The 24126-nt window shown below is 60.1% G+C and carries 24 protein-coding genes; 15 read left to right on the top strand and 9 right to left on the bottom strand.

From position 1 onward, the window contains the following. Nucleotides 1-202: 202 nt before the first annotated feature. Nucleotides 203-1069 (bottom strand): patatin-like phospholipase family protein, encoded by an 867-nt coding sequence (locus tag ACIPZ5_RS18475; protein ID WP_400810015.1) that lies wholly within the window; start codon nucleotides 1067-1069, stop codon nucleotides 203-205. Between the two features lie 313 nt (nucleotides 1070-1382). Between ACIPZ5_RS18475 and wrbA the strand changes: the two genes are divergently transcribed. Further along, entirely contained in the window at nucleotides 1383-1982 is a 600-nt protein-coding gene (gene wrbA / locus ACIPZ5_RS18470) for an NAD(P)H:quinone oxidoreductase (RefSeq protein ID WP_400810046.1), read from the top strand. A 299-nt stretch (nucleotides 1983-2281) separates the two neighbouring features. Then, a complete protein-coding gene (locus ACIPZ5_RS18465) occupies nucleotides 2282-2575 on the top strand; it encodes a DUF6555 family protein (protein ID WP_400810045.1) in 294 nt (97 codons plus the stop codon). Nucleotides 2576-2685: 110 nt separating this feature from the next. On the opposite strand, the gene ACIPZ5_RS18460 is transcribed toward ACIPZ5_RS18465, so the two are convergent. Further along, nucleotides 2686-3066, bottom strand: a complete 381-nt coding sequence (locus ACIPZ5_RS18460; protein WP_400810013.1) for a response regulator — start codon at nucleotides 3064-3066, stop codon at nucleotides 2686-2688. Nucleotides 3067-3249: 183 nt separating this feature from the next. Here ACIPZ5_RS18460 and ACIPZ5_RS18455 point away from each other — a divergent pair, with 183 nt between their 5' ends. From ACIPZ5_RS18455 to ACIPZ5_RS18430, 6 genes are all read left to right on the top strand, one after another. After that, a complete protein-coding gene (locus tag ACIPZ5_RS18455) occupies nucleotides 3250-4797 on the top strand; it encodes a sensor histidine kinase (RefSeq protein WP_400810011.1) in 1548 nt (515 codons plus the stop codon). Between the two features lie 494 nt (nucleotides 4798-5291). After that, entirely contained in the window at nucleotides 5292-8123 is a 2832-nt protein-coding gene (gene clpK, locus ACIPZ5_RS18450) for a heat shock survival AAA family ATPase ClpK (RefSeq protein ID WP_400810010.1), read from the top strand. 81 nt (nucleotides 8124-8204) lie between these two features. Beyond that, a complete protein-coding gene (locus tag ACIPZ5_RS18445; RefSeq protein ID WP_261944222.1) occupies nucleotides 8205-8675 on the top strand; it encodes a phosphate-starvation-inducible PsiE family protein in 471 nt (156 codons plus the stop codon). A gap of 92 nt (nucleotides 8676-8767) precedes the next feature. Continuing rightward, complete coding sequence (locus tag ACIPZ5_RS18440; protein ID WP_400810008.1) at nucleotides 8768-10549, top strand: monovalent cation:proton antiporter-2 (CPA2) family protein; 1782 nt, start codon at nucleotides 8768-8770, stop codon at nucleotides 10547-10549. A gap of 97 nt (nucleotides 10550-10646) precedes the next feature. Then, nucleotides 10647-10949 (top strand): putative quinol monooxygenase, encoded by a 303-nt coding sequence (locus tag ACIPZ5_RS18435; RefSeq protein WP_400810006.1) that lies wholly within the window; start codon nucleotides 10647-10649, stop codon nucleotides 10947-10949. Nucleotides 10950-11355: 406 nt separating this feature from the next. Further along, complete coding sequence (locus ACIPZ5_RS18430; RefSeq protein ID WP_400810005.1) at nucleotides 11356-12495, top strand: glutathione-independent formaldehyde dehydrogenase; 1140 nt, start codon at nucleotides 11356-11358, stop codon at nucleotides 12493-12495. Between the two features lie 51 nt (nucleotides 12496-12546). Here the strand turns inward: ACIPZ5_RS18430 and ACIPZ5_RS18425 are convergent, their stop codons facing one another. From ACIPZ5_RS18425 to ACIPZ5_RS18415, 3 genes are all read right to left on the bottom strand, one after another. Then, nucleotides 12547-12795, bottom strand: coding sequence for a hypothetical protein (locus tag ACIPZ5_RS18425; RefSeq protein ID WP_261944225.1), 249 nt, complete (start codon nucleotides 12793-12795; stop codon nucleotides 12547-12549). A gap of 77 nt (nucleotides 12796-12872) precedes the next feature. Further along, nucleotides 12873-13337 carry a hemerythrin domain-containing protein gene (locus ACIPZ5_RS18420; protein ID WP_261944226.1) on the bottom strand — a complete coding sequence of 155 codons (465 nt, stop codon included), beginning with the start codon at nucleotides 13335-13337 and terminating at the stop codon, nucleotides 12873-12875. Nucleotides 13338-13879: 542 nt separating this feature from the next. Then, the gene (locus tag ACIPZ5_RS18415) at nucleotides 13880-14383 is read right to left on the bottom strand and encodes a CinA family protein (protein ID WP_261944227.1); all 504 of its coding nucleotides are present in this window, start codon (nucleotides 14381-14383) and stop codon (nucleotides 13880-13882) included. A gap of 252 nt (nucleotides 14384-14635) precedes the next feature. Between ACIPZ5_RS18415 and ACIPZ5_RS18410 the strand changes: the two genes are divergently transcribed. Continuing rightward, nucleotides 14636-15160 carry a hypothetical protein gene (locus tag ACIPZ5_RS18410; protein ID WP_261944228.1) on the top strand — a complete coding sequence of 175 codons (525 nt, stop codon included), beginning with the start codon at nucleotides 14636-14638 and terminating at the stop codon, nucleotides 15158-15160. Between the two features lie 98 nt (nucleotides 15161-15258). On the opposite strand, the gene ACIPZ5_RS18405 is transcribed toward ACIPZ5_RS18410, so the two are convergent. Beyond that, nucleotides 15259-16206, bottom strand: coding sequence for an AraC family transcriptional regulator N-terminal domain-containing protein (locus tag ACIPZ5_RS18405; RefSeq protein ID WP_400810002.1), 948 nt, complete (start codon nucleotides 16204-16206; stop codon nucleotides 15259-15261). 223 nt (nucleotides 16207-16429) lie between these two features. On the opposite strand from ACIPZ5_RS18405, the gene ACIPZ5_RS18400 reads away from it, so the two are divergent. Both ACIPZ5_RS18400 and ACIPZ5_RS18395 read left to right on the top strand, forming a co-directional pair. Then, nucleotides 16430-17458: an alpha/beta hydrolase gene (locus tag ACIPZ5_RS18400; RefSeq protein ID WP_400810000.1), complete on the top strand. Its 1029-nt coding sequence runs from the start codon at nucleotides 16430-16432 to the stop codon at nucleotides 17456-17458. Between the two features lie 81 nt (nucleotides 17459-17539). Further along, complete coding sequence (locus ACIPZ5_RS18395; protein WP_400809999.1) at nucleotides 17540-18727, top strand: MFS transporter; 1188 nt, start codon at nucleotides 17540-17542, stop codon at nucleotides 18725-18727. 86 nt (nucleotides 18728-18813) lie between these two features. Here ACIPZ5_RS18395 and ACIPZ5_RS18390 read toward each other — a convergent pair whose 3' ends face one another. Continuing rightward, nucleotides 18814-19635: a helix-turn-helix domain-containing protein gene (locus ACIPZ5_RS18390; protein ID WP_400809998.1), complete on the bottom strand. Its 822-nt coding sequence runs from the start codon at nucleotides 19633-19635 to the stop codon at nucleotides 18814-18816. A gap of 2 nt (nucleotides 19636-19637) precedes the next feature. Then, nucleotides 19638-19862: a hypothetical protein gene (locus tag ACIPZ5_RS18385; RefSeq protein ID WP_400809997.1), complete on the bottom strand. Its 225-nt coding sequence runs from the start codon at nucleotides 19860-19862 to the stop codon at nucleotides 19638-19640. Nucleotides 19863-19892: 30 nt separating this feature from the next. On the opposite strand from ACIPZ5_RS18385, the gene ACIPZ5_RS18380 reads away from it, so the two are divergent. Together ACIPZ5_RS18380 and ACIPZ5_RS18375 are read left to right on the top strand one after the other, a co-directional pair. Continuing rightward, complete coding sequence (locus ACIPZ5_RS18380; protein ID WP_261944234.1) at nucleotides 19893-20021, top strand: hypothetical protein; 129 nt, start codon at nucleotides 19893-19895, stop codon at nucleotides 20019-20021. Between the two features lie 128 nt (nucleotides 20022-20149). Next, a complete protein-coding gene (locus ACIPZ5_RS18375; protein ID WP_400809996.1) occupies nucleotides 20150-21076 on the top strand; it encodes a universal stress protein in 927 nt (308 codons plus the stop codon). Between the two features lie 29 nt (nucleotides 21077-21105). Here ACIPZ5_RS18375 and ACIPZ5_RS18370 read toward each other — a convergent pair whose 3' ends face one another. Further along, nucleotides 21106-21654, bottom strand: a complete 549-nt coding sequence (locus ACIPZ5_RS18370) for a GNAT family N-acetyltransferase (protein ID WP_400809994.1) — start codon at nucleotides 21652-21654, stop codon at nucleotides 21106-21108. Nucleotides 21655-21837: 183 nt separating this feature from the next. Here ACIPZ5_RS18370 and ACIPZ5_RS18365 point away from each other — a divergent pair, with 183 nt between their 5' ends. Both ACIPZ5_RS18365 and ACIPZ5_RS18360 read left to right on the top strand, forming a co-directional pair. Continuing rightward, a complete protein-coding gene (locus ACIPZ5_RS18365; RefSeq protein ID WP_400809993.1) occupies nucleotides 21838-22764 on the top strand; it encodes a universal stress protein in 927 nt (308 codons plus the stop codon). Next, on the top strand, nucleotides 22755-24122 hold the full coding sequence (locus tag ACIPZ5_RS18360; RefSeq protein ID WP_400809992.1) for an MBL fold metallo-hydrolase RNA specificity domain-containing protein: 1368 nt from the start codon (nucleotides 22755-22757) through the stop codon (nucleotides 24120-24122). Before ACIPZ5_RS18365 ends, ACIPZ5_RS18360 begins: the two co-directional genes overlap by 10 nt. Nucleotides 24123-24126 lie beyond the last annotated feature (4 nt).

The following is a 24126-nucleotide window of genomic DNA, read 5'->3' as shown; positions in this document are numbered from 1 at the left end:
ATGCTCTTTGAAGACCACTGCTTCATGTTCCTGGTCGCCGTAGCCGTGCTAGCCGTGGATACAGTGGCCATCGTCACGTACCTGAGCGTTCGCCCATGTTCGGGTCTGCGCCACCCTATATCGGGTCAATTGACAGCCTCGGCCACTTGGCTTGATGGCAACGGCGGAACAGGCGGAACCGGCGGTAAAGCCTGAGGCCCCGTCAGTGCTCGTGTGCGTGCGAGTGAATGGTCAGTGCACCCGGTACCTTGGTTCGCTCCAGCCCGCCGCGCTCCAGCCATCGAACCGTTTGCTCATAGGCACGCGCCAGCAGAGACTCGGTCTGGTCGAAATTGAACACCGAGACATCGACAGGACACAGCGGTGGAACGATGTGCAGGCTGGTCAGCGCACGGAAGTGTTCGATGTCGCTCACCAGCTGGCGCATGCTCATCAGGTTGACGGTGTGCAGGGCCAGGGCCACCAGCCCCTTGGGTGGCTGGGTCAAGGCACAACTGTATCCCGTGGGGATGACCACAACCTTGTCAGCGCCCAGGGCTACGGCTGTCGAAATCGGCGTGTTGCTGGCCACGCCGCCGTCCACCAGGAACTGCTCGCCGATTTGCACGCTGGGGAACACCAGCGGGATGGCGGCGCTGGCCAGCAACGCTTGCTCAAGCTCACCACTGGCCAGGACGGTTTCGGCACCACTGAGCAAGTCGGTGGTGACAATATGCAAAGGCAACTGCGCATCCTCGATACGGTGAATCGGCAGTGCCTGGCCAAGCAACCGGTGTAGCGCTGCCGGCTGGAGCAGATAACCGCGCCGTTTGATCAACCCTCTAAAGGTATCGAGCCAGGACAGGGGGAAGATGTCCGTTCTGTTCAGCCCCCGCCAGAAACTGGCGAGCGTCTCGACCCCCTGAGCGTTGGGCCGGGCGGCAAAGTAGGCACCATTGATTGCGCCCACCGAAGCACCAATGACCCGGTCGAACTGAACATTGGCCTCGACCAGCGCCCTCAGCATGCCAACTTGAACCGCGCCCAGGCTGCCACCACCCGCGAACACGATTGCAGTTTGCGTCGTCATGGCGGCAGCCTCTGTGCAGACCTGTGTCGACTAAGTGTAGTGGGTGCCCTGTTTCATGGCGTTGCGTTCGTTGCGCATCGCCCTGATGAACGCATGCTGGCAATCCCTGAATGGCCTGCGAAGGTAGGCCTGATAGCGGCTACGCTGGATGAGGGTCGTGAAGCCAAATACGACATTGCGCCTGGCTCCGAGAGCACAGGCGATGTTGCGGCCCTGCGTTTGAAACGGAGGTTGCAACATGGGTTGGTTCAGCAGCATCGCCCGTTTCTTGAGTGGCGATGCCAACAACACTCCACGCGAAGAGGACGTAAAAATGGCAAAAGTACTGGTGCTGTACCATTCGATGTATGGCCATATCGAGACCATGGCGCATAAGGTGGCCGAAGGCGCTCGCAAGGTTCCTGGCGTCGAAGTGACAGTCAAGCGGGTACCGGAAACCATGGATCCCGAGGCCTTCAAAGCCGCGCATGGCAAGGTCGACCAGCAGGCGCCCGTTGCCAGCCCTTCGGAGCTGGGTGACTACGATGCCATCATCTTCGGCACTCCGACCCGCTTCGGCAACATGTCCGGCCAGATGCGCAACTTCCTTGATCAGACCGGCAGCCTTTGGGCAAGCGGCGCGCTGGTTGGAAAGGTTGCCAGCGTATTCACCTCCACCGGCACGGGCGGTGGCCAGGAGATGACCATCACCTCCACTTGGACGACGCTGGCTCACCACGGCATGATCATCGTGCCGATTGGCTACAGCACGCCGGCCCTGTTCGACATCTCGCAGGTGGGGGGCGGCACCCCGTACGGCGCCTCGACCATTGCAGGGGGGGACGGCTCCCGCCAACCAGATGCCCGCGAACTGGGTATCGCTGAGCATCAAGGCGAATACGTCGCGAAATTCGTGGCCAAGCTGGCGGGTTAGGCAATTCTGCGAGCGCTCGCAACCCCCCGGTTGTCGCAGCGTCAATACGTTGGGGCGCTCGCATTGGCCGCTCAAGCAGGGGCATCTGCTGCGCAGCGAGCCATTGAATGGCCAGACTCGATCAAACAGCGATGATCGTTGCAAGTGTTCGCAAAAACGGGCGCTGGAGGTGCTTGCTCTCAGGACAAGCAGCCCCGACACCTGGCTGTATTCGAAGAATGCCGTACCAGCTGCCGTTTCGATGGAATTATTTCTTCCCTGGCTTGCTCAATAGCGCATCTATCAGCGAGGGAAGTGTGGTGGTGGGACAGCAACTCTATGTCATTGAGTACGAGCTTCACGGTAAGCCTCGGTCATTCATTATTCGCCTGGAGAAAATGGACAATGCCATCGCCTGGCACTGGGCCAGTTGCGATGCCGGCGTTGGCATCATCCCGAGATTCAGTCAGCAGAAGATCAAAATGGTCAGTCGCCCGATGGCCGAGCGCGACGGCATCGCCAAGGTGACGTGGCGGCTGGCGGGCGAGGGCCCCGAGTTTGTTGCGCAACCTATTGATGTCGGCAAGTTCTCAGGGGGTGGCGAAGGTTTCTGAAGACCTGCAGCCGACCCACCTCTTTGGAGGTGTTGCCATGAAGGCCTGGCCCGCTGCCGTTGGCGCCCCTATGGCTATGCCAGCCTGAAAAACTCGGCCAGGCCTTTGCTTCAGCGCTCTGACTGAGGCGGCAGTGTGACTAGCGTATTGATCAACGAGGCGAGATCGGACATTTGCCAGGGTTTGGGGAGAAATGCTGTGCGAGCAGGCAGTAGCCCGGTGTCGATGACTGCGTCGCCCGAGGTCAGAATCACCGGCAAGGTAGGCCACCTGCGCCAGATTTCCTGCGCCAGGCCCAAGCCGTTCATGGGGCCTGGCATATGGATATCGGTCATTACCAACGAGGGTATTTTTTCGCAGCAAAGACGATGCAGCGCCTCGTCAGCATTTGCGCAGGACATGATGGTTACGGCGTAGAGTGACGAGAGACTCTCGGCGGTAAGGTCTCTGAGGAGGTCGTCATCTTCCACAATCAGAATGGTTTTCGGCATGAAGGGTCTGCTCGCTTCTCATATGCGTTAGGGCGTGGGGGCTTTACGCCGTTGCCCTGAGGCGATGAGTGGTGCGCTATGCGCCGCCATGGATTAGCGGCTATCGTTGGACAGCGGTAAGCGAACCGCCTTCACGACCAGAAGGGATTCAGGGCGTTTCCCGTTAAATCGGAAGGGAAGACTATGCAGCAGCTACCAGCGGACGAAACAATTCGAGCGGCCTTGAAGAAGACCCATGCGCGCCTGCACCGCCAACATGAACTGGTTGTAGAGTTTGGCGTGATGTCTTTGAAGGCTACTGACTTGGATCACTTGCTCACCCATGCATGTGAAGTAGTCGCTGAGGGCATGAACACTCGATTTTCCAAGGTGCTCCAGCCAGCGGAGGACGGGGAAAGCTTTGTCCTGTCCCACGGTGTTGGTTGGGATGCCCATGACATCGGGCGGGCGACGGTGGGTGGCGATGTGGCCAGCCCGGCTGGGTACGCCTTGGCTACCTACAGGCCGGTACTCTCCAATCACCTGAGCAGGGAGAGCCGTTTCCGGACACCGGCGTTGCTGAAAAAATATGGAATCGAGCGTGCAATCAATGTCCCGATCCGGGGCGTGCTTACCCCGTTTGGTGTCCTGGAAGCCGATAGCACTGACGGAGACGATTTCGTCGAGAGCGATCTGGTGTTTTTGGAAGGTATCTCCAACGTCATTTCCATGGCCCTTGAGCGCATATCCGCAGGGGCGGATGTACCGCTTGCTGATCCGTATTCGGAGACCCTTCTGAACGCGAGCCCTGATTGGGTAGAGATCCTGACGCCAAGTGGCGAGATCGAATTCATGAACGAAGCCGGGCTCAGCTTCCTGGCTACCCAGTTGGCGGACGTGAGAGGTCAGCGGTGGCATGACTTGTGGCCCGAGGAGTCTCGTTCACTGGTTCGGGAAGCAGTCGGGAAAGTGAGCGCCGGCGAAAGCACTCGATTCGAGGCCTATTGCCCCATCTCTGCGGATGACCCGAAATGGTGGGACGTGACGGTGGCGCCGATCCTCGGTACAGGTGGAGAGGTCGAGCGGATCATTGCGGTATCGCGCGATATCACGGAGCGTCATCAGTATGAAGCTCAGTTGCTGTCACTGATCGAGGCCCAGAATTCCAGGCAGAACCGAAGCGACCTCTATCTCGAAGAGATCCATCATCGTGTCAAGAACAGCCTCCACCTGGTAAACACGCTGCTGTTGCTGCAGGCCAATCTCACCCCTGATGCAGCGGTGAAGTTGCAGCTTGAAACGGCCGCAGGCCGTGTGGTGACCATCGCCACGGTTCACGAGCGGCTGTACCAGGCTGCAGAAGACCAGGAGGTTCGCGCTCGCGATTACCTGAAAGCGCTGTTGGGCGATCTGGGCAAGGCATTGGCCGACCGGAAAATTCTGTTGGAGGCTGATGACTTCGTCTTGCCGCCAGAAAGAATGGCACCTTTGGGGTTGGTAATCTCCGAGTTGATCACCAACGCCCTCAAGTATGGCAAGGGTTGCATTGATGTGATCGTCAAGCATGCCGGCGACCATGCCCAACTGACCGTGCGGGATGAGGGCGATGGCTTTCCTGATAACTACCCTAAGCCCACAGGTACGGGGCTTGGCATGCGATTGGTCAAAAGCTATTCCGGCTACGGCAGCGCGGCAGTCATGGTTGATCGCCAGGACAGTAAGAGTTGTATCCACGTGCGCTTCAAGCTCTAGGAGGCGATTAACACAGGGCATGACGGCTTTAACACCGTTCGGCGCCTTTTCTTGCAACGCCGCGATATGTCTTGACTTCTGGGGTACCGGGCGCAGACTTCATCCAGTGTCGCAGCAAACGCTGGTCCGCGCCGGATCTGTTTTTCCGGTGCTATTGACCTCGCGCTCGCCATTCGAACGACCAGGCATGCTTGAGCTGGCGCTGAGTTCCAGGGACACCGCCAAGCAGTACCGTTTTTCTTCGAAGTGCCTGGTTTCGAGGAAAAGAACACCTACATACGCCCGACTACGATGTGCCGATGGTGCGAGGTTAAAAGCGCTATCAGCAGAACGGCGGCTTTCATCGTGTCGAACGCTCCTGCAGCTGTTTACAGCTTCCATCGATCCTGTCTGAAACGCTGAATACCCGTTGCGGTCGCCACGAGGACCCATCAGCAGACGCGGTGCAACAGCATGCCGCGCCTTGTCATCTCAATGACTCAAGGAGCGCCCCCATGGCCAGAAAACAGTGCCAGGTCTGCGGCCAACCCGCCACGACACGGGTGGAAGCCAATCTGAATGGTCGCCATAGCATCATGCTGCTGTGTGACGATCACTATCGCCAATTGGCGCGTCAGCAAAAACGCAGCGTTTCTCCCCTGGAGGCCCTGTTCGGCTCGCGTAGCGGGTTGTTCGAGGACTTTCTGGGCAGCGATTTCCTGCGCAGCGTAGAAGGCTCCGCGCCCATTGCAGGTGATGTCGATGAAGCGGTCGATGCGTCGATCGGCGAACCGGCGTCGGCAGCGGGCGGTTCGCCGCGCCGTCGTGGCAGTGGGCTTGCCAGCCGAATCAGTGAACACTCCGAAGCACTGTTGCAGGAAGCTGCAAGGTGCGCCGCGCAATTCGGGCGCTCGGAAGTCGACACGGAACACCTGCTACTGGCGTTGGCCGACAGCGATGTGGTCAAGACCATCCTGAGCCAGTTCAAGATCAAGGTCGATGACCTGAAACGGCAGATCGAAGCCGATGCCAAGCGCGGCGAGCAGCCGTTTGAAGGCGAGATCGGCGTTTCGCCACGCGTCAAGGATGCGCTTAGTCGCGCCTTCGTCGCCTCGAATGAGCTGGGACACGCTTACGTCGGGCCCGAGCACTTGCTGATCGGTCTGGCGGAAGAGGGCGAAGGGCTGGCCGCCAACTTGCTGCGCCGCTATGGCCTCACGCCGCAGGCCCTGCGCCAGCGCGTGAACAAGGTGGTCGGCAAAGGTGCGGAGGACGGCCAGGCCGAGACACCAACCCATACGCCGGAGCTCGACAAATATTCGCGTGATCTGACCAAAATGGCCCGAGATGGCAAGCTTGACCCGGTCATCGGGCGCGCTCAGGAAATCGAAACAACCATTGAGGTACTGGCGCGGCGCAAGAAGAACAACCCGGTATTGATCGGCGAGCCTGGTGTGGGCAAGACCGCCATCGTCGAGGGGTTGGCCCAGCGCATGGTGGCCGGCGAGGTGCCCGAGACGCTGCGTGACAAGCGCCTGGTGGAGCTGAACATCAGTGCCATGGTGGCCGGCGCGAAATACCGTGGCGAATTCGAGGAACGCGTGCAAAAGGTGCTCAAGGAGATCTCCGAGCATCAAGGCGAGCTGATTCTCTTCATCGACGAGGTGCACACCATTGTGGGTGCCGGCCAGGGCGGTGGGGAAGGCGGCCTGGACGTGGCCAACGTGTTCAAGCCGATGATGGCACGCGGTGAGTTGAACTTGATCGGCGCGACCACGCTCAATGAGTACCAGAAGTACATCGAGAAGGATGCAGCGCTGGAGCGGCGTTTCCAGCCGGTCATGGTGCCCGAACCAACGGTGGCGCAGACCATGATGATCCTGCGCGGCCTGCGCGACACCTTCGAAGCGCACCACAAGGTCAGCATCACCGAGGACGCGATCATTGCGGCCGCCGAACTGGCCGACCGCTACGTGACCGCTCGCTTTCTGCCGGACAAGGCTATTGATCTGCTTGACCAGGCTGCCGCGCGCGTCAAACTATCGGCGACGGCCCGGCCTGTGGCGGTGCAGGAGTTGGAGGCCGAACTGCACCAGTTGCGCCGCGAACAGGACTATGCGGCTTCGCGCAAGCAATATGACAATGCGGCGCAGATCAGCAAGCGCATTGAAACCAAGGCGGCCGAACTCAAATATCTGACCGAGGACTGGGAGCGTGAGCGCGGTTCAGGCAGCGCCGAAGTCAAGGCGGAGCACGTGGCGCAGATCGTCTCGCGGCTGACAGGCATTCCTGTCAGTGAGCTGACGGTGGAGGAGCGCGAGAAGCTGTTGCACCTGGAGCAGCGGCTGCAAGAGCGCCTGGTTGGGCAGGATGAGGCGGTGCGGGCCGTGGCCGATGCGGTGCGACTTTCGCGAGCAGGTCTGCGGGACGGTAACAAACCGGTGGCTACGTTCCTGTTCCTGGGGTCTACCGGGGTCGGCAAGACCGAGCTCGCCAAGGCTTTGGCCGAGACCATCTATGGCGACGAGGGCGCCCTGTTGCGTATCGACATGTCGGAGTACGGCGAGCGCCATACCGTGGCACGGCTGGTGGGCGCTCCCCCGGGCTACGTCGGCTATGACGAAGGTGGCCAGCTGACGGAAAAGGTTCGTCGCAAGCCTTACAGCGTGCTGTTGCTCGACGAGATCGAGAAGGCCCACCCCGATGTCTACAACATCCTGCTGCAGGTCTTCGACGACGGACGGCTCACCGACGGCAAGGGGCGGGTGGTGGACTTCACCAATACCATCATCATTGCCACGTCCAACCTGGGGTCGGACATCATTCAGCGCCAGCTCAAGGCACGCGGAGCAACCGACGAGGAATACGACAAAACCAAGGCAGAGGTGATGGACGTGCTGCGCGGGCACTTCCGCCCTGAGTTTCTCAACCGCATCGACGAGATCATCGTCTTCCATGCGCTGGGCAAGAAAGAGATCCGCCACATTGTCGGCCTGCAGCTCGATCGCCTGGCCCGCAGTGCCGCGAGCCAGGGTGTGACGCTGACCTTCGATGAGACGCTGGTCGACCACTTCGCGGAAGTTGGGTACAAGCCTGAATTCGGTGCCCGCGAGCTCAAGCGACTGATCCGCAGCGAGCTGGAAACGGCACTGGCGCGCGAGATGCTTGGCGGCGGCATCGGCAAGGGCGACCACGCCTGTGCACGTTGGAATGACGACGCTGAGCGGGTCGAGTTCAACCACCAGCAATCCACGCGGGCTGACACGGTACCCGTCGAAACACTGCAACTGCCGGATGCGACCAAGGCGTCGAACAAGGAGGGCGCGCAAGCAGACGTCCACAGCTGACCTGGATGAAGCCTGCGCTGACCTGCTCGTGAACATCCGCGACGGGAAGACCTGCAACGACCTGCTCTGAAGGAGTGGTGCATGAAGAACAGCAATCAGGCCGGGAAGCCTCTCGAACGGCTCCGTCGCGAGTGGGCGGTGATGACGTTTTACGAACGTTTCGAGCAGGCCATCGCCCATATCCTTTCAGTCGTGATCGCGGTGATTATCGTGGTGTCGTTGGTACAGCTGATCCAGATCGTCTTCAGCCTGATGATCATCGATGCATTCAATCCGCTTGACCATGCGATCTTCCAGAATGTGTTCGGCATGATCATGACGCTGCTGATCGCGATGGAGTTCAAGCATTCGATCGTGCGCGTGGTGTTGCGCCGCGACAGCATCATTCAGGTCAAGACGGTGCTTCTTATCGGGTTGATCGCATTGTCCCGCAAGCTCGTGATCCTCGATCCCGATGTGAGCCCGGCAAAAGTCGCTGCGCTGGCCGGCGCCACCCTGGCCCTGGGGCTGACCTATTGGCTCATGCGTGAACGTGATGACCGCGTGGTTTAGGTCAGCACCCCCGGCAGTGACGTTGCGAGCGTAAAAATGCGCTCGGGATGTTTAGCAGGAACCGGTCCTGTCATGGGATGAGGAACAAAGCTATGACCACTGGAGGCAACGCAGGGCTTTTGTTGGGGGTCATTACGCTGCTTGGCGCCGCGGTGGTCGCAGTGCCCCTGCTCAGACGCATCGGGTTCGGCTCTGTGCTGGGTTACCTGGTGGCAGGGATGATCATTGGCCCGTTCGGACTGCAACTGATCAACGACCCCGGCACCATCATCGATGTGGGCGAGTTGGGTGTGGTGATGTTTCTTTTCGTGATCGGACTGGAACTTAAGCCTTCGCACCTATGGGCGCTGCGTGGGCAGATCTTTGGCCTTGGCAGCCTGCAGGTGGTGATCTGTGCATTTTTGCTCACGTTTGTCGGCATGGCCTTCGGCTTCCCTTGGCAGGTCTCGTTCGTATGCGCGGCAGGTTTCGTGCTCACATCCACGGCCATCGTCATGCAAGTCCTTGCCGAGCGCGGTGACACAACCGAACCGAGAGGGCAGCGCATAGTCTCCATTCTGCTGTTCGAAGACCTGTTGATTGTGCCTTTGCTGGCGGTGGTGGCCTTTCTGGCACCTACGGGTTCGATCCATGAGCCCACGTCGCCCCTTTGGCTGCGTATCGGTACCGCGGCCCTGTCCCTGGGCGCATTGGTGGTCATCGGGTTGTGGCTGCTCAACCCCATGTTTCGTGTGCTGGCTCAAGCCAAGGCGCGCGAGGTGATGACCGCTGCGGCGCTGCTGGTGGTATTGGGCGCTGCGCTACTGATGGAAATCGGCGGCCTCTCGATGGCGATGGGGGCGTTCGTTGCCGGTGTGCTGCTGTCGGAATCCACATTCCGCCACCAGTTGGAGGCTGACATAGAGCCTTTTCGCGGCCTGCTGCTGGGGCTGTTCTTCCTCGGCGTCGGCATGGCCCTGGATCTGCACGTGGTGGCTGCGAACTGGATGCTCATCAGCTCTGGGGTGGTGGCATTGATGGCGGCCAAGGCGCTGTGTATCTATGGCGTCGCACGCCTCGCGAAAAGCCCCCATGGCGACGCGCTGGATCGTGCAATGCTGATGGCGCAAGGCGGTGAATTTGCTTTTGTGCTGTTCGCCGAAGCGCTGAAACTCAGAGTGGTCAGTGCCGAAATCGCCGCCAACATGACGGCTATCGTGGTGCTCTCCATGGCGCTCACGCCGGTAACCTTATGGTTGTACAAGCGGTTCGCGCGGGCGCCGGCCGTTTCGATGGACGGTGTGGAGACCGCACAGAATCTCCAATCTCACGTGCTCATCATAGGTTTTGGCCGCGTAGGTCAGATTGCCTGTCAGGCACCGCTCGCTCAGGGCGCCAAAATTTCAATTATCGATATCAGCCCGGAAGTGATCCGCGCTGTAGAGCCCTATGGTTTCAAGGTCTATTACGGCGACGGGGCCCGTTCTGAAATATTGCATGCTGCCGGGGCCCATCAGGCTCGTAGCATCGTCGTGTGCGTGAATGACAGGAAAGCCGCGACACGCATCGTTGAAAGTACGCGGCACTACTGCCCCCAGGTGAAGTTGCTGGTGCGCGCTTTTGACCGCGAACATGCGCTGGAGCTGGTCGAGCATGATGCCGACTACATAGTCCGGGAAACCTTTGAATCAGCCTTGCTGCTGGGCCGTCAGGCCGTGCTGACGTTAGGTGCCTCGGCGCGTGAAGCCGAGGCGCTGACCGAAGAGGTACGCAAACGCGATGCCGAACGTTTTGCCCTGGAGACATCGGGCGGCCTGTTTGCCGGGCGCGCGTTGGTACTGGGGAACATCGAGCATATCGATCCGCCGAACCATGAAACGCAGGACCCTCAGTGAACACCGTAAGAAGCACGATGCGCTTGCCACCGGTTCGCTATTGCCCACTGGAAAGCGTGGCGCTTGATGATGAAGTCGTAACAACAGGAGGCACGTCATGGTCACAGTAGCGTTGTTCGTTCGTCTGGAAGCAAAACCCGGGAAAGAGACAGAGGTAGAGCGCTTTCTCCTGGGTGGCCTTTCAATAGTGGAAGAAGAGCCAGCCACTACGGCCTGGTTCGCAATCCGCTTGGGGCCGTCCACCTTCGGCATCTTCGACGCCTTCCCCGACGAAGCAGGCCGGCAGGCGCATCTGTCGGGCAAGGTGGCAGCAGCGCTTATGGCAAAGGCGGCCGAGCTGTTCGCCAAACCGCCGTCAATCGAGAAGGTTGACGTCCTTGCGGCCAAGTTACCCGGCTAGGCAAGCCAACCAGGGCGCTCCGGCCTGAGCGTTGTGATGAAGCAGCCGGGCAGCGCGCGATAGTTCGTTGGGCACTGAACGTGGATACGAGGCGCCGTGCCCACCTGTTGATACCGGCTGGGCTGTCTTGCTATCACTTGGCAGCCCACGCATTCATCGCCTCGAAATCTGCCATATCGGCAAGCCAGATCGTGGTATGCAGCAATTGCTCCTTCGAAGAACCGGCCTGTGCCAGCGGGCCAACGTCGTCGACAAAGCCCTGGGTGGTAACGCCCGCAGCAAGGGAGCGACAGCATTTAGCGCCGCCGGTCTGACCCTGTCGTCACACGCTGAACGTACCGATCCTGCACTTACCTGAACAGAGTAGGGCGGCATATCTGTCGTCCCTCACTATCGGGAGTTCGGCATGAAAGCAATCGTGTACAACGGCCCACGTGACGTCACGGTCAAGGATGTACCGGACGCAAGAATAGAAAAGCCTACGGACGTGCTGGTGCGCATCACCACCACCAACATCTGCGGTTCCGACCTGCACATGTATGAGGGCCGCACCTCGTTCGAAACAGGGCGAGTGTTTGGCCACGAAAACCTTGGAGAGGTGATAGAGGTTGGCGCTGGGGTCGATCGGGTGAAGGTGGGGGATCGGGTATGCCTGCCGTTCAATATCGGCTGCGGGTTCTGCGAGAACTGCGAAAAAGGCCTTACTGGTTTCTGCCTCACAGCCAACCCTGGCACTGCTGGTGCGGCATACGGTTTTGCCGATATGGGCCCGTATCAGGGGGGCCAGGCAGAGCTGTTGCGCGTTCCCTATGCGGATTTCAACTGCCTGGTGCTACCGGAGGACGCCCAGGAGCGTGAAGACGACTACGTCATGCTCTCGGATATTTTCCCCACCGGTTGGCATGCCACGGAGTTGGCCGGGTTGCAGCCAGGCGAGAGCATCGCCATCTACGGTGCCGGGCCTGTGGGGCTCATGGCGGCCCATGCGGCAATCATCAAAGGTGCCTCTGAGGTGTTCGTGATCGACAACCAGCCGGATCGGCTGCATCTGGCAGCGCAGCTTGGGGCAACCCCCATCAATGCGGTTGAGCAGAAAGCCGTGGAAGAGATCATGAACCTGACCCATGGCAAAGGCACCGATCGGGGGTGCGAGTGCGTGGGTTATCAGTGCTGTGACAAACATGGCCATGAAGCCAATCACCTCACCATGAACAACCTGGTCGCTTCTACCAAGGCTACCGGTGGCATAGGCGTGGTGGGGGTGTTCGTGCCAGAAGATCCGGGGGCCAGGAACGATCTGGCGAAAGAGGGCAAGATGGCCTTTGATTTTGGCGCGTTCTGGTTCAAAGGCCAGCAGATCCGCACCGGCCAGGCGAACGTGAAGGCGTATAATCGACGCCTTGCGGCGCTTATCCATCATGGGCGCGCCAAGCCCTCGCAGATCATTTCGCATCGCTTGACACTGGCTGACGGCCCCGATGCCTACAAGCACTTCGACGCGCGGGATGATGGCTGGACCAAAGTGGTGCTCAAGCCTGCAGCCTGATCCACGCTCGCGGCTTCCAGGGATGGAAGCCTGGCGAGACGGTCAGCTGGCTCAACTGCTCATTTGCAATTGCGTGTTCTTTCGCCAGCCTCGCAGGTTCATGACGCAGAGGCACACCTGCAGGATGATCAAGGCCCAGGCTTCTGCTTGCCAGCCCCATACAGCCCAGAGCATGTTGCTTGCGATGAAACAGCAGAACCCTGCTTTTCTTCTGCCTGGGCGTCGGGAGCCGATGCACCACGCGGCCAGCACGGTCATTACCATGGCTGGCCATTCAAGAAACCCGATCCAATGCTCCATGAAATCGTTCCCAGTCTTTTGTTCGATGGAAGGTGGAACCCTGCCAGCGTCCTGGGCACCGGCAGGGTATCGCCTCATCAGGCGGCTCGCTGCTCGCCCTTGAGCATCTTCTTCTGCATTTCCATGGTTTGCCCAAGTTCCTCGAGGGTGTCCTTGCCGAGCAACTTCTTCGCCGTGGGGAAGAGCTCGCTTTCTTCCTCTTCGATGTGATGCTCCAGCAGCTCTTTCATGACTTTGACTCGCCCGGCGAACTCGATGGTGTCGGTTTCGGTATGCAGCAGGTCGGGGAGCACGAGGGAGTCGACCGTGCGGTGTTCTTCCTTGGCCTCGTAATACATCTTCGCTTCTTCCTTGCCACCCGCTTCCTTGATGGCTGGGTACAGAATTTCTTCTTCGAGCGCAGTGTGAATTTGCAGCTCCTGCTCGATTCTGTGGAGTAACTCGGCCCGTTTCTTCACCGCTCGCTCGGTGGTGGTCGACAATTCTTCGAGCAGCTTCTTCACCCGCTTGTGGTCTTGAATCAGTAAGTCGATAGCGTTCATGGCGTTACCTCATCACGGATAAGATTGATGAACTTGCCGGTAGTTGAGTGCTTGGCAAGTGGCACGGTTCAATGCAAGCGATGTCTGGCGTCACCGTTCGCCATGCCAGCCACCGATGGCCACCGCTACATTGAGGGCTGCGTGGTGAAAATGCTGCTGATCTCCACCTGGAAGGAATTTAGCATTGGCATGGAAATCTCATATAAAGCGAGAGACAAGGGCGCTTCGTGCCTTCGCATCAACCCTGTACGGAACAAGAACAAAAGGGGGCTTACATGAGTTGTCTGATTTGCGCCGGACAAGCTGAGTCTGTCGAGTGCGCCAGCGGCTGGGAAGAACGACGCTGCTCTGTATGCGGTTGGTACCGAATGTCACAGTCGCTCATCCTGGAGATGATGGAGGAAGGTCAGATTTTTGATACCGAGCGGATGCGGGCTTGGTTGGTGTCCAGGCGCCAACTGATGCCTATTCCCACCATCGACGCTAGCCAGGCGATATTGGCACCCTAGGCGTGGCTTCAGGCGTGGCAGCCCGCGCCTCGCTCAGGCGTGTTCGCCGCGCAGCCAGCGCTGGTGATAGTGGGAAAGCCGGGTCAAGCCGAACAGGGCCCCTTGGCGCATGACTTCAGACCGTTCACCGAAGAAACGTTGCGTGCGCGTGAAAACGGCAGGTGGCTCGCCGGCAAAAGCCCACGCAAAGCACATTGTGCCCGGTGGTATGCCTGATTCGGGCCCCGGCCCAGCCACCCCGGTGGTGGCTATCACCACATTGGCATCGCTGTCTCTCAAGGCGCCCAATGCCATTTCCCAAGCAACTGCCTCGCTGGTCAGGCCGTATCGTTCGATGGTTTCGGCGCTGACCCCCAGCAAGCGTTTCTTGGCGCTGGGCGAGTAGACGACATAACCGCTTTCCAGCACTTCCCCGGTACCGGGTATCGCCGCCAACAAGGCCACCATGGACCCCGCCGTGCACGATTCCGCTGTGGTTAGAATCAACTGGTTGTCTTTGAGATAGCCAAGGGCGGCCAGTACAGGGTCGGTTGCCATTCAGAGCTCACTCGCTTGTTTTGCGGTGGACGCGATCCTGACGTATTTGGTTCATCGAACCTGTCGACTGGCGATCGAAGGGCGTGAATCTGTGATCACGCTCAGTACAAGCGTTCAAACTGCCAGGCAGCTGTTTTTGCCACGACCAGTGGTGCGAGATATCAATTCAATTGAATTCCGGGCTCCTCACCTGTTCTACCGAACTCAGCTCCCCACGCTTCTTGTGGCGGAGCCCGAAATCCGGAGCGGCGAGTGCCTCGAATCATTACCCCAACGACCCCTGAGCACGAGATCAGCGAGCACAATGCCAGGATGTTCGGCTCGCCCAAGGAGCGTCTTGATTTCTACCGGCGTGAGATCCAGTACGAAACCAGCATCCTTGCCAATCGCACGGATGCCTACCTGGCGGCCCAATCGTTCCTGGTCATTGCATTCGTCTCTTCGATGGGCAACCTCAACCCAGGGTGGGGAGAGATGTTCACATTGATGGTGCCAGCGTTCCTCGCCTTGCTTGGGGTATTGAGCTCACTCAATGCCTGGCCTGGCATCCGAGCGGCGTACAACATCATCGACCACTGGCAGCTCAAGCAGAGCCACCTGCTGCGTAGCGAGCCGTTGATGGGGCTGGCTTACGACGAGTCGCCGCTGTTCTGTGAGGCTGAAACCTCGCGTACAGGGCATCGGAAGTCACTGCTGTTCTCGCTACGGACGCCGTGGATCTTTCTGGTGTTCTGGGGGCTGCTGGGTAGCTACTCGGTGTACATCCAACTGGCCTGAATACGTTTGTGTGCAAACTTGGAGCTACCGGTTGGAATCGCCCCTGGTTATCACCGGCCAGCAGGAGGCGAGCGGGCGGGTTCCCGGTCGCTCAGCGCTCAGCGCACGCTCGGCGTTGACGTGCCTGATCTTTGCGCGCCCTGGCGTAGTTCCGCAATGTCGCGTTTTGGCGGCGTACCGAACTGGCGCCCATATTCGCGGCTGAACTGCGAGGGGCTTTCATAACCGACCTTGAACGCAGCGGTGGCAGCATCCAGATGCTCGTTGAGCATCAACCGTTTCGCCTCGTTCAACCTTAGCCATTTCTGGTACTGCAGCGGGCTCATGGCGGTGAGCTGACGAAAATGCTGATGGAAGGTCGAGAGCCCCATCTGTACCTGGGAGGCCAGTTCGTCCACTCGCAGAGGCGCGGCATAGTTCAGCTTCATCCAGTCGATGGCCTTGGCAATTCGATGACCTTTGCTACCCACAGAGGCGATATGGCGCAGCAGGGGGGCCTGGTCGCTCGACAGCAACCGATAGTGGATCTCTCGTTGAATAAGGGGCCAGAGCACGGGTATCGCATTCGGCTCCTCAAGCAGCTGAGCGAGACGGGCGAAGCTCTCAAGCAATTTCGGGCTCAGTGTGCCCACGCCAGCGCTGCTGTCGAAGGACTGGCCAGCCACAGGAAGGCGGCCATCCTGGGCGATCAGCTCCGCCAGTGTGCGCAGGTCGAGCTTGAACACCAAGCCGAGACAGGGCGCTGCATCGCTGGCCATGGTCACCGCTGAGTGGGCAGGGATGTTCAGCGAAGTGACCAGGAAGCGAGTCGTATCGTAGGGGAAAACGTCGCCGCCGATGACCATTTCCTTGGCGCCCTGCACGACCAGCACGATGCTCGGCTCGATGATGCAGGTGATGGGTGGGGCGGGGGCGTTACGCCGGTAGACGCTCAGGTCTGCAATGCTCGTCGCGAAATCGCCAGCAGTGGGCGCGAGGGCGCCGATGACCCGGCACAGGGTGGCCAGTGGGTTCGTGCTTGCAGGTAGTGGTGCGCTAATGGCCATGGCTAGAGTTCCGATCATCGTATGGCGAAACACTACTTCCAGGTCACTTCAGCTGTCCATGCCCGGTGCGCAGGGGCTGGACATTCAGGCAAGAAAACTACCCGTTTGCTCTACTGATTGACCGGTTTACGCGAGGAAGATGGGCGGCAGGCGAGGGGGCCAGGCTGTTTAGCAGCGATGGCTTCTGGTGCCACTTCCATTTCGAGCAGACAGGTAGATATGCATGAAGTCTTTGTTCGTTGCGTTTGCCTTGATGGCCAGTTCACTCACTGCAGGAGCCGCCGACATGTCCCATGGGGCCAACAATTTCTACAAGAGTGAGCAGGTTTCACTCGAACGGGTTTCCTTCAAAAACCAGTTTCAGATGAACACGGTTGGTAACCTGTTTGTTCCCAAAAACCTGAGCCGCAATACCCGATATCCCGCCATCATCATCGGTCACCCGATGGGGGCAGTGAAGGAGCAGAGCTCGAACCTTTACGCCCAGAAACTGGCAGAGCAGGGCTTCGTCACCCTCGCCATTGACCTATCGTTCTGGGGCGAAAGCGAGGGGCGTCCGCGTAACCTGGTATCGCCGGACATCTATGCCGAAGATTTCAGTGCGGCGGTCGACTATCTCGGCGCCCAGGGCTTCGTGGACCGTGACCGTATTGGCGTGCTGGGCATCTGCGGCAGCGGCAGCTTTGCCATCAGTGCAGCGAAGATCGACCCACGCATGAAAGCCATTGCCACGGTCAGCATGTACGACATGGGCGCGGCCAATCGCAATGGGCTCAAGCAGGGTGTCACGGTCGAGCAACGCAAGCAGGCCATAGCCGAGGCGGCTGCACAGCGTGATGTCGAGTTTGCCGGTGGGGACACCCAATACACCGGCGGCACGGTGAACCAGCTGACTGAGCACTCCAACGCGATCGAGCGGGAATTCTACGACTTCTACCGCACACCACGGGGTGAGTTCACTCCCAAAGGGCTGTCGCCGCTACTGACGACGCATCCCACGCTGACCAGCAACGTCAGGTTCATGAACTTCTATCCGTTCAATGACATCGAGACGATCTCGCCACGCCCGATGCTGTTCATTGCGGGGGAGAACGCTCACTCCCGTGAGTTCAGCGAAGAGGCCTATCGCCTGGCCGGTGAGCCCAAGGCGTTGGTGATCGTACCCGGTGCTGGCCATGTGGATCTCTACGACCGAGTTGAATTGATCCCGTTCAGCACGCTGACGACGTTCTTCCGCGAAAACCTCAAGTAACACCTGCTGTGTACAGCCCCAGCACCTGCACGTTGGGGCGGTATACCCGTGTCTTTTTCTATGGGTACAACGAGAACCGTAATGAGCACTCCAGCAATACCCCTTCAACACGCTAGCCGTCAGGTCTGGGGCGCTGTCCTGGCGATGTCGCTCTGCGCCTTCGCTTTGGTGGCCTCAGAATTTTTGCCGGTGAGTTTGCTCACGCCGATTGCATCGGAGTTGTCATTGACTGAAGGCCAAGCCGGGCAGGCCATTTCCATCTCGGGTTTCTTTGCTGTCATCACCAGCCTGTGGCTGGCCAGCGTGACCCAGGGGATCGACCGCAAGCCTGTGCTGCTGGCCACAACGGCGCTCATGCTGGTATCCGGTGGGATGGTGGCGTTTGCTCCGAATTACCTGACGTTGATGGTAGGGCGCGCCGTACTTGGAATTGCCATTGGCGGATACTGGTCGATGTCCACTGCTGTGATGATGCGCATTGCGCCCGAGGCGCTCGTTCCGAAGGCTATTGCCGTGATGCAGGGCGGTACCGCGTTAGCTACGGCAATCGCAGCGCCGGTCGGGAGCTACCTGGGCGGCATCATTGGCTGGAGAGGGGCATTCTTTTGCGTGGTGCCTTTGGCTGGACTGGCGTTGATCTGGCAAACCTTCACGCTGCCGGCCATGCCGAGTGAGCGGACTGACTTTTCGGCCACCGGTTCGCTGCGTTTGCTGGGAGACAGCCAGGTAGCCTTGGGCATGGCCGCTGTAGCGTTGCTGTTCATGGGGCAGTTCACGCTGTTCACCTATCTGCGGCCGTTCCTGGAAACGGTCACCCATGTCGATGTGCCCACGCTCTCGCTCCTGTTGTTGATCATCGGTGCCGCAGGATTGCTCGGCACGATGTTGGTCGGCTCTCTTGTCAGCCGACATTTGAACAGGGTGTTGGTGGCAATACCGTTGGTCATGAGTGCCATCGCATTCGCCGTTATCGCGGTGGGAGGCTGGATCGTTCCAGTCGCTGTGATGCTCGGCCTCTGGGGACTGGTCGCCACATGTGCGCCCGTGGGGTGGTTCACCTGGTTGGCCAAGGCCCTGCCGCACAATGCAGAGGCCGGCGGCGGGTTGATGGTCGCGGTAATCCAATTGGCCATCACCGCTGGGGCAACGGTGGGCGGATTACTGTTTGACAACACTGGATACCAGGCGACATTCACTGCCAGCGCAGTGATGCTCTTGGCTGCAACGGGGTTAACGCTGGGAGCAGGCCGTCAATCCGCTGCCCGTTAACCAGCAGGTAGCTGCTGAGTTTTACATGAGCAACCCCAGCCACATTGCCCCGAGGATGACCAGCGCCACGGCGCCGCGGCCAACATTCACGGCGTCGAGCAGGGTGCCTTCAGGGGTGGCTTGACCTCACATTCAGCGCCGCCCTGTTCCAGCGCCATCAACGCGGGCATGTCGAGAATCTCCACCAGCCTGCCATGCAGCTCGACGATACCCAGGGCGCGCAGGCGGGCGACGGATCGGCACACGGTTTCCAGGCGTAAACCCAGGTACGAGGCCATGTCTTCTCGGGACATGCGCAACATGAAGCCATGGGCAGAGTAACCGCGGCTGACAAAGCGCCGGGAGAGCCCCACCAGGAAGCTGGCCAGCCGCTGCTCCGCCGTGAGGTTGCACAGCATCAGCACGCGCTCGTGTTCACGCACGATCTCCCGGCTCATCAAGCGATTCAGGCTTTGCTGAAGGACAGGAAAGTCGCGCGCCAGGGTTTGCAAGCGGCGGTAGGGGACGGGGCAGACTTCGCTGTCTTCCAGGGCAACGGCGTCGCAGACATGGTGCTCCGTGGCAATGGCATCGAGGCCGAGCACGTCACCCGGCATCCAGAAGTTGATGACCACGCCTTGGCCCTCGGCGGTGGTCAGGCTGGTCTTGAAGCTGCCGCAGCGCACGGCATAGAGCGTGGTCAGCGGATCGTTGGCATTGAACAGTGCGGCGCCCTTGCGGATACGCATGCGTGGCCCTATCAACGCGCCCAGGCAGCTGTTGTCGTGAACGGGCAGGCCGGTGGGCAGGCACAGGCCGCTGACCCGGCAATCCCTGCACAGGGAGGTCAACGGTTTCAGGTGAATAGGGTTGGCCGTGCATGACGAGTTGGGCGGGTCAAGCAGCGTGACCTTCAGCTGGCCGGACATCTTCAGGCCTCCTTCGCGCGTCGACGATCGCTCTGGGCCCTTGCGTCAATGCGGGCATTGGACGCTCCGCCCGCCAGCAGGTCAAATGAGTGGGGGGCATTGAGGCGGCTGGTAAGCCGCTCGACGAACTGCTCCGCGTCGGCCGCCGTACTGAAACTTACCCGCCAATGATCCATGCGCACCCACCAGCGTTGCTGTTCGGTGGTCTTCTCTACGTAGACATTCATCACGGCCTCCAACGCATCTATGGATAAACAATGCTCAATGAAGGCGTCCCTGCCGGCAACGCAGGTGAAGCTCAGGGCGTGATGGTCACTTTCATCACGGCGTGTGAAATGGTTGTTGATCTGGGGTTAGCGTGCGCCAGCGATGGCTTGATGCATTGATCGGCGTCAACTTCCCGCGTGATTGGCAAGGTCATCTGTCTGCTGGGGGCTGCAGTTGATAAACATCAAGTTAGCAAGGCGCAGCTGGCAGATGCTTTAGCCACATATCACAACCCCAGAGGTGTGCCATGGAAACGCCGCAAAGACTGCTGCTGCTCGCATCCCCCCTGATGCGCCGGACCCCAGTCTATGACCGGGCTGCGGCGTTGGCCAAGGCCAAGGGGATGGCGCTGCACATCATGGCTTTCGACTATGTGGAAGGGCTTGCCACGGCGGGCCTGGTGAATGAGCAGGCGCTGGCAGTCATGCGCGAGGGCTATGTGCAACAGCACCGTGAATGGCTGGAGAGCCAGGCACTGCCGATGCGGCGCAATGGTGTCACCGTCACGACCGAAGTGGTGTGGGTGCAACAACCCTTGAACGAGATTCTGGTGCATTTGCGTGAGCAGCCGTTCGCCATGCTGATCAAGGCGTTCGAGCATGAACCCTGGTGGATACGTGCCATGTTCACTTCGCTGGATATCCAGTTGCTGCGCGAAACGCGCATCCCCTTGCACCTGGTCAACAAGGCGAGCCATGCATTGCCCCGCAGGATTCTTGCGGCGGTGGATCTGTCCAGGCCTGAGGATCAATATGAAGGCTTCAACGACCAGATCATCAGCGAGGCGCTGAAGCTGACATTGCAGTGCAATGCCCAGATCGAACTGCTGTACGCCTACGACCTGGGCTCGCTGTACCTGGACGCTGGCGGCAGCCGGGAACATTCGTTCCTGTTCGATTCGAACCTCGCCCAGACCCTTCACGAAGCACAGAGCGTTGCCTTCCAGGCGCTTGCCGAGCGCAACGGGATCGCCGTCGAACACCGCCACATGCGCATAGGCGACCCGGCGAAGGCCCTGGCGATGTTCATGGATAACAATGATATCGACGTGCTGGTCATGGGCAGCTATCACCACCACGGCATCGGCTGGTTCATCGGCAGTACTGCCGAGCGGGTTTTGCATCGGTTGTCCAGCAGCGTGCTGGTGATTTCGCCGGAGCATTCCCAAGGCTGAAACACAAGGCCCGCAAGGGCCTTGTCTTTTCAGGGCTGCAGCTCAAGTTCGTGGAGGATCTCGCTCACATCCCCGCCCAGGTAGCGTGAGGTGAAGCCCAGCGTCTTGACCAGCCGGTGCATGGCATAGTTGCTTGCCAGATCCCTGGAGACCATGCACTGAAAGCCATTGCGTCGTGCTGCTGCAATCAGGTGTTGCATCAAGCGCCTGCCCAGCCCCTTGCGCTGCCAGTCTTCGCTGACCGCCACCGCACATTCGCAACGTTCACTGCCGGCTATGCCGGCATAACGGCTGACGCCGATCTGCTGCAATTTACCGTCTGCATGCACCAAGGCGACATAAGCCATGCACCGGTGATAATCAACGGGCATGCATTGAGTGTCCAAGCCAGGCAAGCCACCACTGAGTGCGGCGATGAACCGAAAACGCCGGGACTCATAAGCGATTGTGCTCAAAAAGCGTTTGTCCCTCTCGCGGTCCTCTTCGCGCAGCGGGCGGATAAGCACCGCCGAGCCGTTCTCAAGGTTTTCGACCCAGTGCTCACCTGCCAGCGGCTGTGCTGTCTGCTGCCCGTTCATGACGCCTCCTGGTTAACTGATCAATGCCTGATGCCGCAGTTTTAACGTGGCGGGCCGGTTCGGTTCTGACAATCATCAAGTTCAGGCCGGGTAGCGGTTTTCTGATCTGCATCAAACAGCATCGACCCTGGGCGCGGAACATCGTCAGCATCACACCCCATTCGCGCAAGCGCGGAGGTTCCCATGGGTCAATATCGACAACTGCTGGTGCTGCTTACCGAGGTCGATCCGCATTCCGCCGCTTTGCGCAGAGCCCTTGCCCTGGCGCATGTCAGCGGCGCCAGCGTGCATGTGCTGGGCCTGTTCGAGCCGAGCGAGGAGCACCTGTTGCGCGAAGAGCGGCTGAACGAGGCCGATATCGAGCGCCAGTACGAGCACTATCGCGTGCAGTTGACGGGGCTGGTCGAGCGCCATCGTGCCAGCGGCATTGTGCTCACGGTCGACAGCCTCAATGCTGACGATATCCGCAGCCAGGCGATCGACTACATCAGCGAACTGCAGCCCGACATGGTCATCAAGGACAGCGAAGTCGCGTCGAGCCTGGTGCGGATGTTCGGCACCCCACTGGATTGTGCCTTGATGCGGGGTTTCCAAGGCGTTAGCCAGTTCGTGCCGGCGGCGGCCCTCTCATTGCCACGGCGTATCCTGGTCGCCGTGGATACGGCGTTCAGCGAGACGCCTGCCGTTCAGGAGTGCTTCAACCGCGGACTGATCCGCGCCGCCCGGGCGCTGGCACTGCAGTGTGACGCGCAATTGCATTTGCTGTCGGCCTACACCCTCGCCGGGGTCTTCACCGGTGACATGAATGTCACCCAGGCATGGCTCGACGAGATGCGCGAGGCACTGCAGGCGCCGTTCGAAGCGCTGGCCGATGGCGAAGGTGTCGCGCCGGAGCGCCGGCATTTCATTGAAGGCGGTCCGGTACAGGTGATCCGGGAACAGGTCGCGGCTCTGGACATCGACGCGGTGGTGATGGGTGTGGTCCAGCCCAAAGGGCTGGACAAACTGTTGGGCGACACCACCGAACGTATCGTCGGCCGCCCACCGTGCAGCGTGATCGCGGTTCATCCCCGAATCGCAGAAACCTGGGAGCCTTGGCCATGCAACTGACCTTTCTTGGCGGCACCGGGACGGTGACCGGCAGCAAGTTCCTCTTGACCCGTGACCGCACGCGGATACTGGTCGACTGCGGGCTTTACCAGGGTTTCAAGCAACTGCGCCTGCGCAACTGGGAGCCACTGCCCCCGGCGTTGCGGGCGCTCGATGCGCTGGTGCTGACCCACGCCCACCTGGACCACAGTGGTTATCTGCCGGTGCTGGCTCGGGAGGGCTACAGCGGGCCGATCTATGCCACGCCCGCGACCTGCGCCCTTGCGCAAATCCTCTTGCTCGACAGTGCCCGCCTGCAAGAAGAGCAGGCCGAACATGCCAATCGCCACGGCTACTCAAAGCATACGCCGGCGCGACCGCTGTATACCGAGGAGGATGCCAAACGGGCACTGGCACTGTTTCGCCCCGTGGCAATGTACCAGGCGACGCCGATCGCCGAGGGCATGGAGCTGCTGCTGCGTACCGCCGGGCATATCCTGGGGGCGGCCACGGTGCAAATCAGCGCCGAAGGGCAGACCGTGCTGTTTTCCGGTGACTTGGGGCGCCCTCAGGACCCGATCATGCGTGCGCCTGAGCTGGTCAGGACGGCAGACGTGCTGTTGATCGAATCAACCTATGGGGATCGCCAGCACCCGGCTGAATCGACCGAGCAATACCTGGCCAAGGTCATCAATGAAACGCTCCTGCGCCATGGCATCACCCTCGTGCCATCGTTCGCCGTCGGGCGTGCCCAACTGCTCATGTATTACCTGTATACGCTCAAGCGCGATCGATTGATCCCTGATATTCCGGTCTACCTGAACAGCCCGATGGCCACCGATGCCACCGAGCTGTACCAGCAGTACCGCAGCGAGCATCGGCTGACAGCGGCCGAGTGCGCCGCCATGTGCAAGGGCACGCACATCGTCCGGACGGTCGATGAGTCCAGGTACCTCGACCAGCTGCGCGAGCCTGCGGTGATCATCGCCGCCAGTGGCATGGCGACCGGTGGGCGGGTGCTGCACCATCTCAAGGCGCTGGCCCCCAATCCACGCAACAGCATCCTGTTCTCGGGCTTTCAGGCCGGGGGGACACGGGGCGCCGATATCGTTGCCGGTGCCCACAGCGTGCGCCTTCACGGCGAGGATGTGCCCATCCGTGCACAGGTGCATGCGATGGAGAACCTTTCCGCACACGCCGATGCCGATGAAATCATGGAATGGTTGCGCGGCTTCACCCGGCCGCCACGGCAGACCTACGTGATTCATGGCGAGCCACACGCTGCCGACACGTTGCGCCGGCGGATCAGCCTGGAACTCGGCTGGCAGGTGTGCGTGCCTGACTATCAGGAAACCGTTGCAATCGACCCTGTGCGCTAACCTG

Origin of the sequence: Pseudomonas sp. NPDC089428 (assembly GCF_044749325.1) — a bacterium.
Taxonomy (GTDB): domain Bacteria; phylum Pseudomonadota; class Gammaproteobacteria; order Pseudomonadales; family Pseudomonadaceae; genus Aquipseudomonas.
Note: the sequence above shows the minus strand (reverse complement) of the source record. Positions and strands in the feature narration are given on the sequence as shown.

Excerpts from the sequence above, each read along its gene's own strand:
- ACIPZ5_RS18475 (WP_400810015.1), bottom strand. The coding sequence starts at position 1,069 with ATGACGACGCAAACTGCAATCGTGTTCGCGGGTGGTGGCAGCCTGGGC.
- wrbA (WP_400810046.1), top strand. The coding sequence starts at position 1,383 with ATGGCAAAAGTACTGGTGCTGTACCATTCGATGTATGGCCATATCGAG.
- ACIPZ5_RS18460 (WP_400810013.1), bottom strand. The coding sequence starts at position 3,066 with ATGCCGAAAACCATTCTGATTGTGGAAGATGACGACCTCCTCAGAGAC.
- ACIPZ5_RS18455 (WP_400810011.1), top strand. The coding sequence starts at position 3,250 with ATGCAGCAGCTACCAGCGGACGAAACAATTCGAGCGGCCTTGAAGAAG.
- clpK (WP_400810010.1), top strand. The coding sequence starts at position 5,292 with ATGGCCAGAAAACAGTGCCAGGTCTGCGGCCAACCCGCCACGACACGG.
- ACIPZ5_RS18445 (WP_261944222.1), top strand. The coding sequence starts at position 8,205 with ATGAAGAACAGCAATCAGGCCGGGAAGCCTCTCGAACGGCTCCGTCGC.
- ACIPZ5_RS18440 (WP_400810008.1), top strand. The coding sequence starts at position 8,768 with ATGACCACTGGAGGCAACGCAGGGCTTTTGTTGGGGGTCATTACGCTG.
- ACIPZ5_RS18435 (WP_400810006.1), top strand. The coding sequence starts at position 10,647 with ATGGTCACAGTAGCGTTGTTCGTTCGTCTGGAAGCAAAACCCGGGAAA.
- ACIPZ5_RS18430 (WP_400810005.1), top strand. The coding sequence starts at position 11,356 with ATGAAAGCAATCGTGTACAACGGCCCACGTGACGTCACGGTCAAGGAT.
- ACIPZ5_RS18425 (WP_261944225.1), bottom strand. The coding sequence starts at position 12,795 with ATGGAGCATTGGATCGGGTTTCTTGAATGGCCAGCCATGGTAATGACC.
- ACIPZ5_RS18420 (WP_261944226.1), bottom strand. The coding sequence starts at position 13,337 with ATGAACGCTATCGACTTACTGATTCAAGACCACAAGCGGGTGAAGAAG.
- ACIPZ5_RS18415 (WP_261944227.1), bottom strand. The coding sequence starts at position 14,383 with ATGGCAACCGACCCTGTACTGGCCGCCCTTGGCTATCTCAAAGACAAC.
- ACIPZ5_RS18405 (WP_400810002.1), bottom strand. The coding sequence starts at position 16,206 with ATGGCCATTAGCGCACCACTACCTGCAAGCACGAACCCACTGGCCACC.
- ACIPZ5_RS18400 (WP_400810000.1), top strand. The coding sequence starts at position 16,430 with ATGAAGTCTTTGTTCGTTGCGTTTGCCTTGATGGCCAGTTCACTCACT.
- ACIPZ5_RS18395 (WP_400809999.1), top strand. The coding sequence starts at position 17,540 with ATGAGCACTCCAGCAATACCCCTTCAACACGCTAGCCGTCAGGTCTGG.
- ACIPZ5_RS18390 (WP_400809998.1), bottom strand. The coding sequence starts at position 19,635 with ATGTCCGGCCAGCTGAAGGTCACGCTGCTTGACCCGCCCAACTCGTCA.
- ACIPZ5_RS18385 (WP_400809997.1), bottom strand. The coding sequence starts at position 19,862 with ATGAATGTCTACGTAGAGAAGACCACCGAACAGCAACGCTGGTGGGTG.
- ACIPZ5_RS18380 (WP_261944234.1), top strand. The coding sequence starts at position 19,893 with ATGCTCAATGAAGGCGTCCCTGCCGGCAACGCAGGTGAAGCTCAGGGC.
- ACIPZ5_RS18375 (WP_400809996.1), top strand. The coding sequence starts at position 20,150 with ATGGAAACGCCGCAAAGACTGCTGCTGCTCGCATCCCCCCTGATGCGC.
- ACIPZ5_RS18370 (WP_400809994.1), bottom strand. The coding sequence starts at position 21,654 with ATGAACGGGCAGCAGACAGCACAGCCGCTGGCAGGTGAGCACTGGGTC.
- ACIPZ5_RS18365 (WP_400809993.1), top strand. The coding sequence starts at position 21,838 with ATGGGTCAATATCGACAACTGCTGGTGCTGCTTACCGAGGTCGATCCG.
- ACIPZ5_RS18360 (WP_400809992.1), top strand. The coding sequence starts at position 22,755 with ATGCAACTGACCTTTCTTGGCGGCACCGGGACGGTGACCGGCAGCAAG.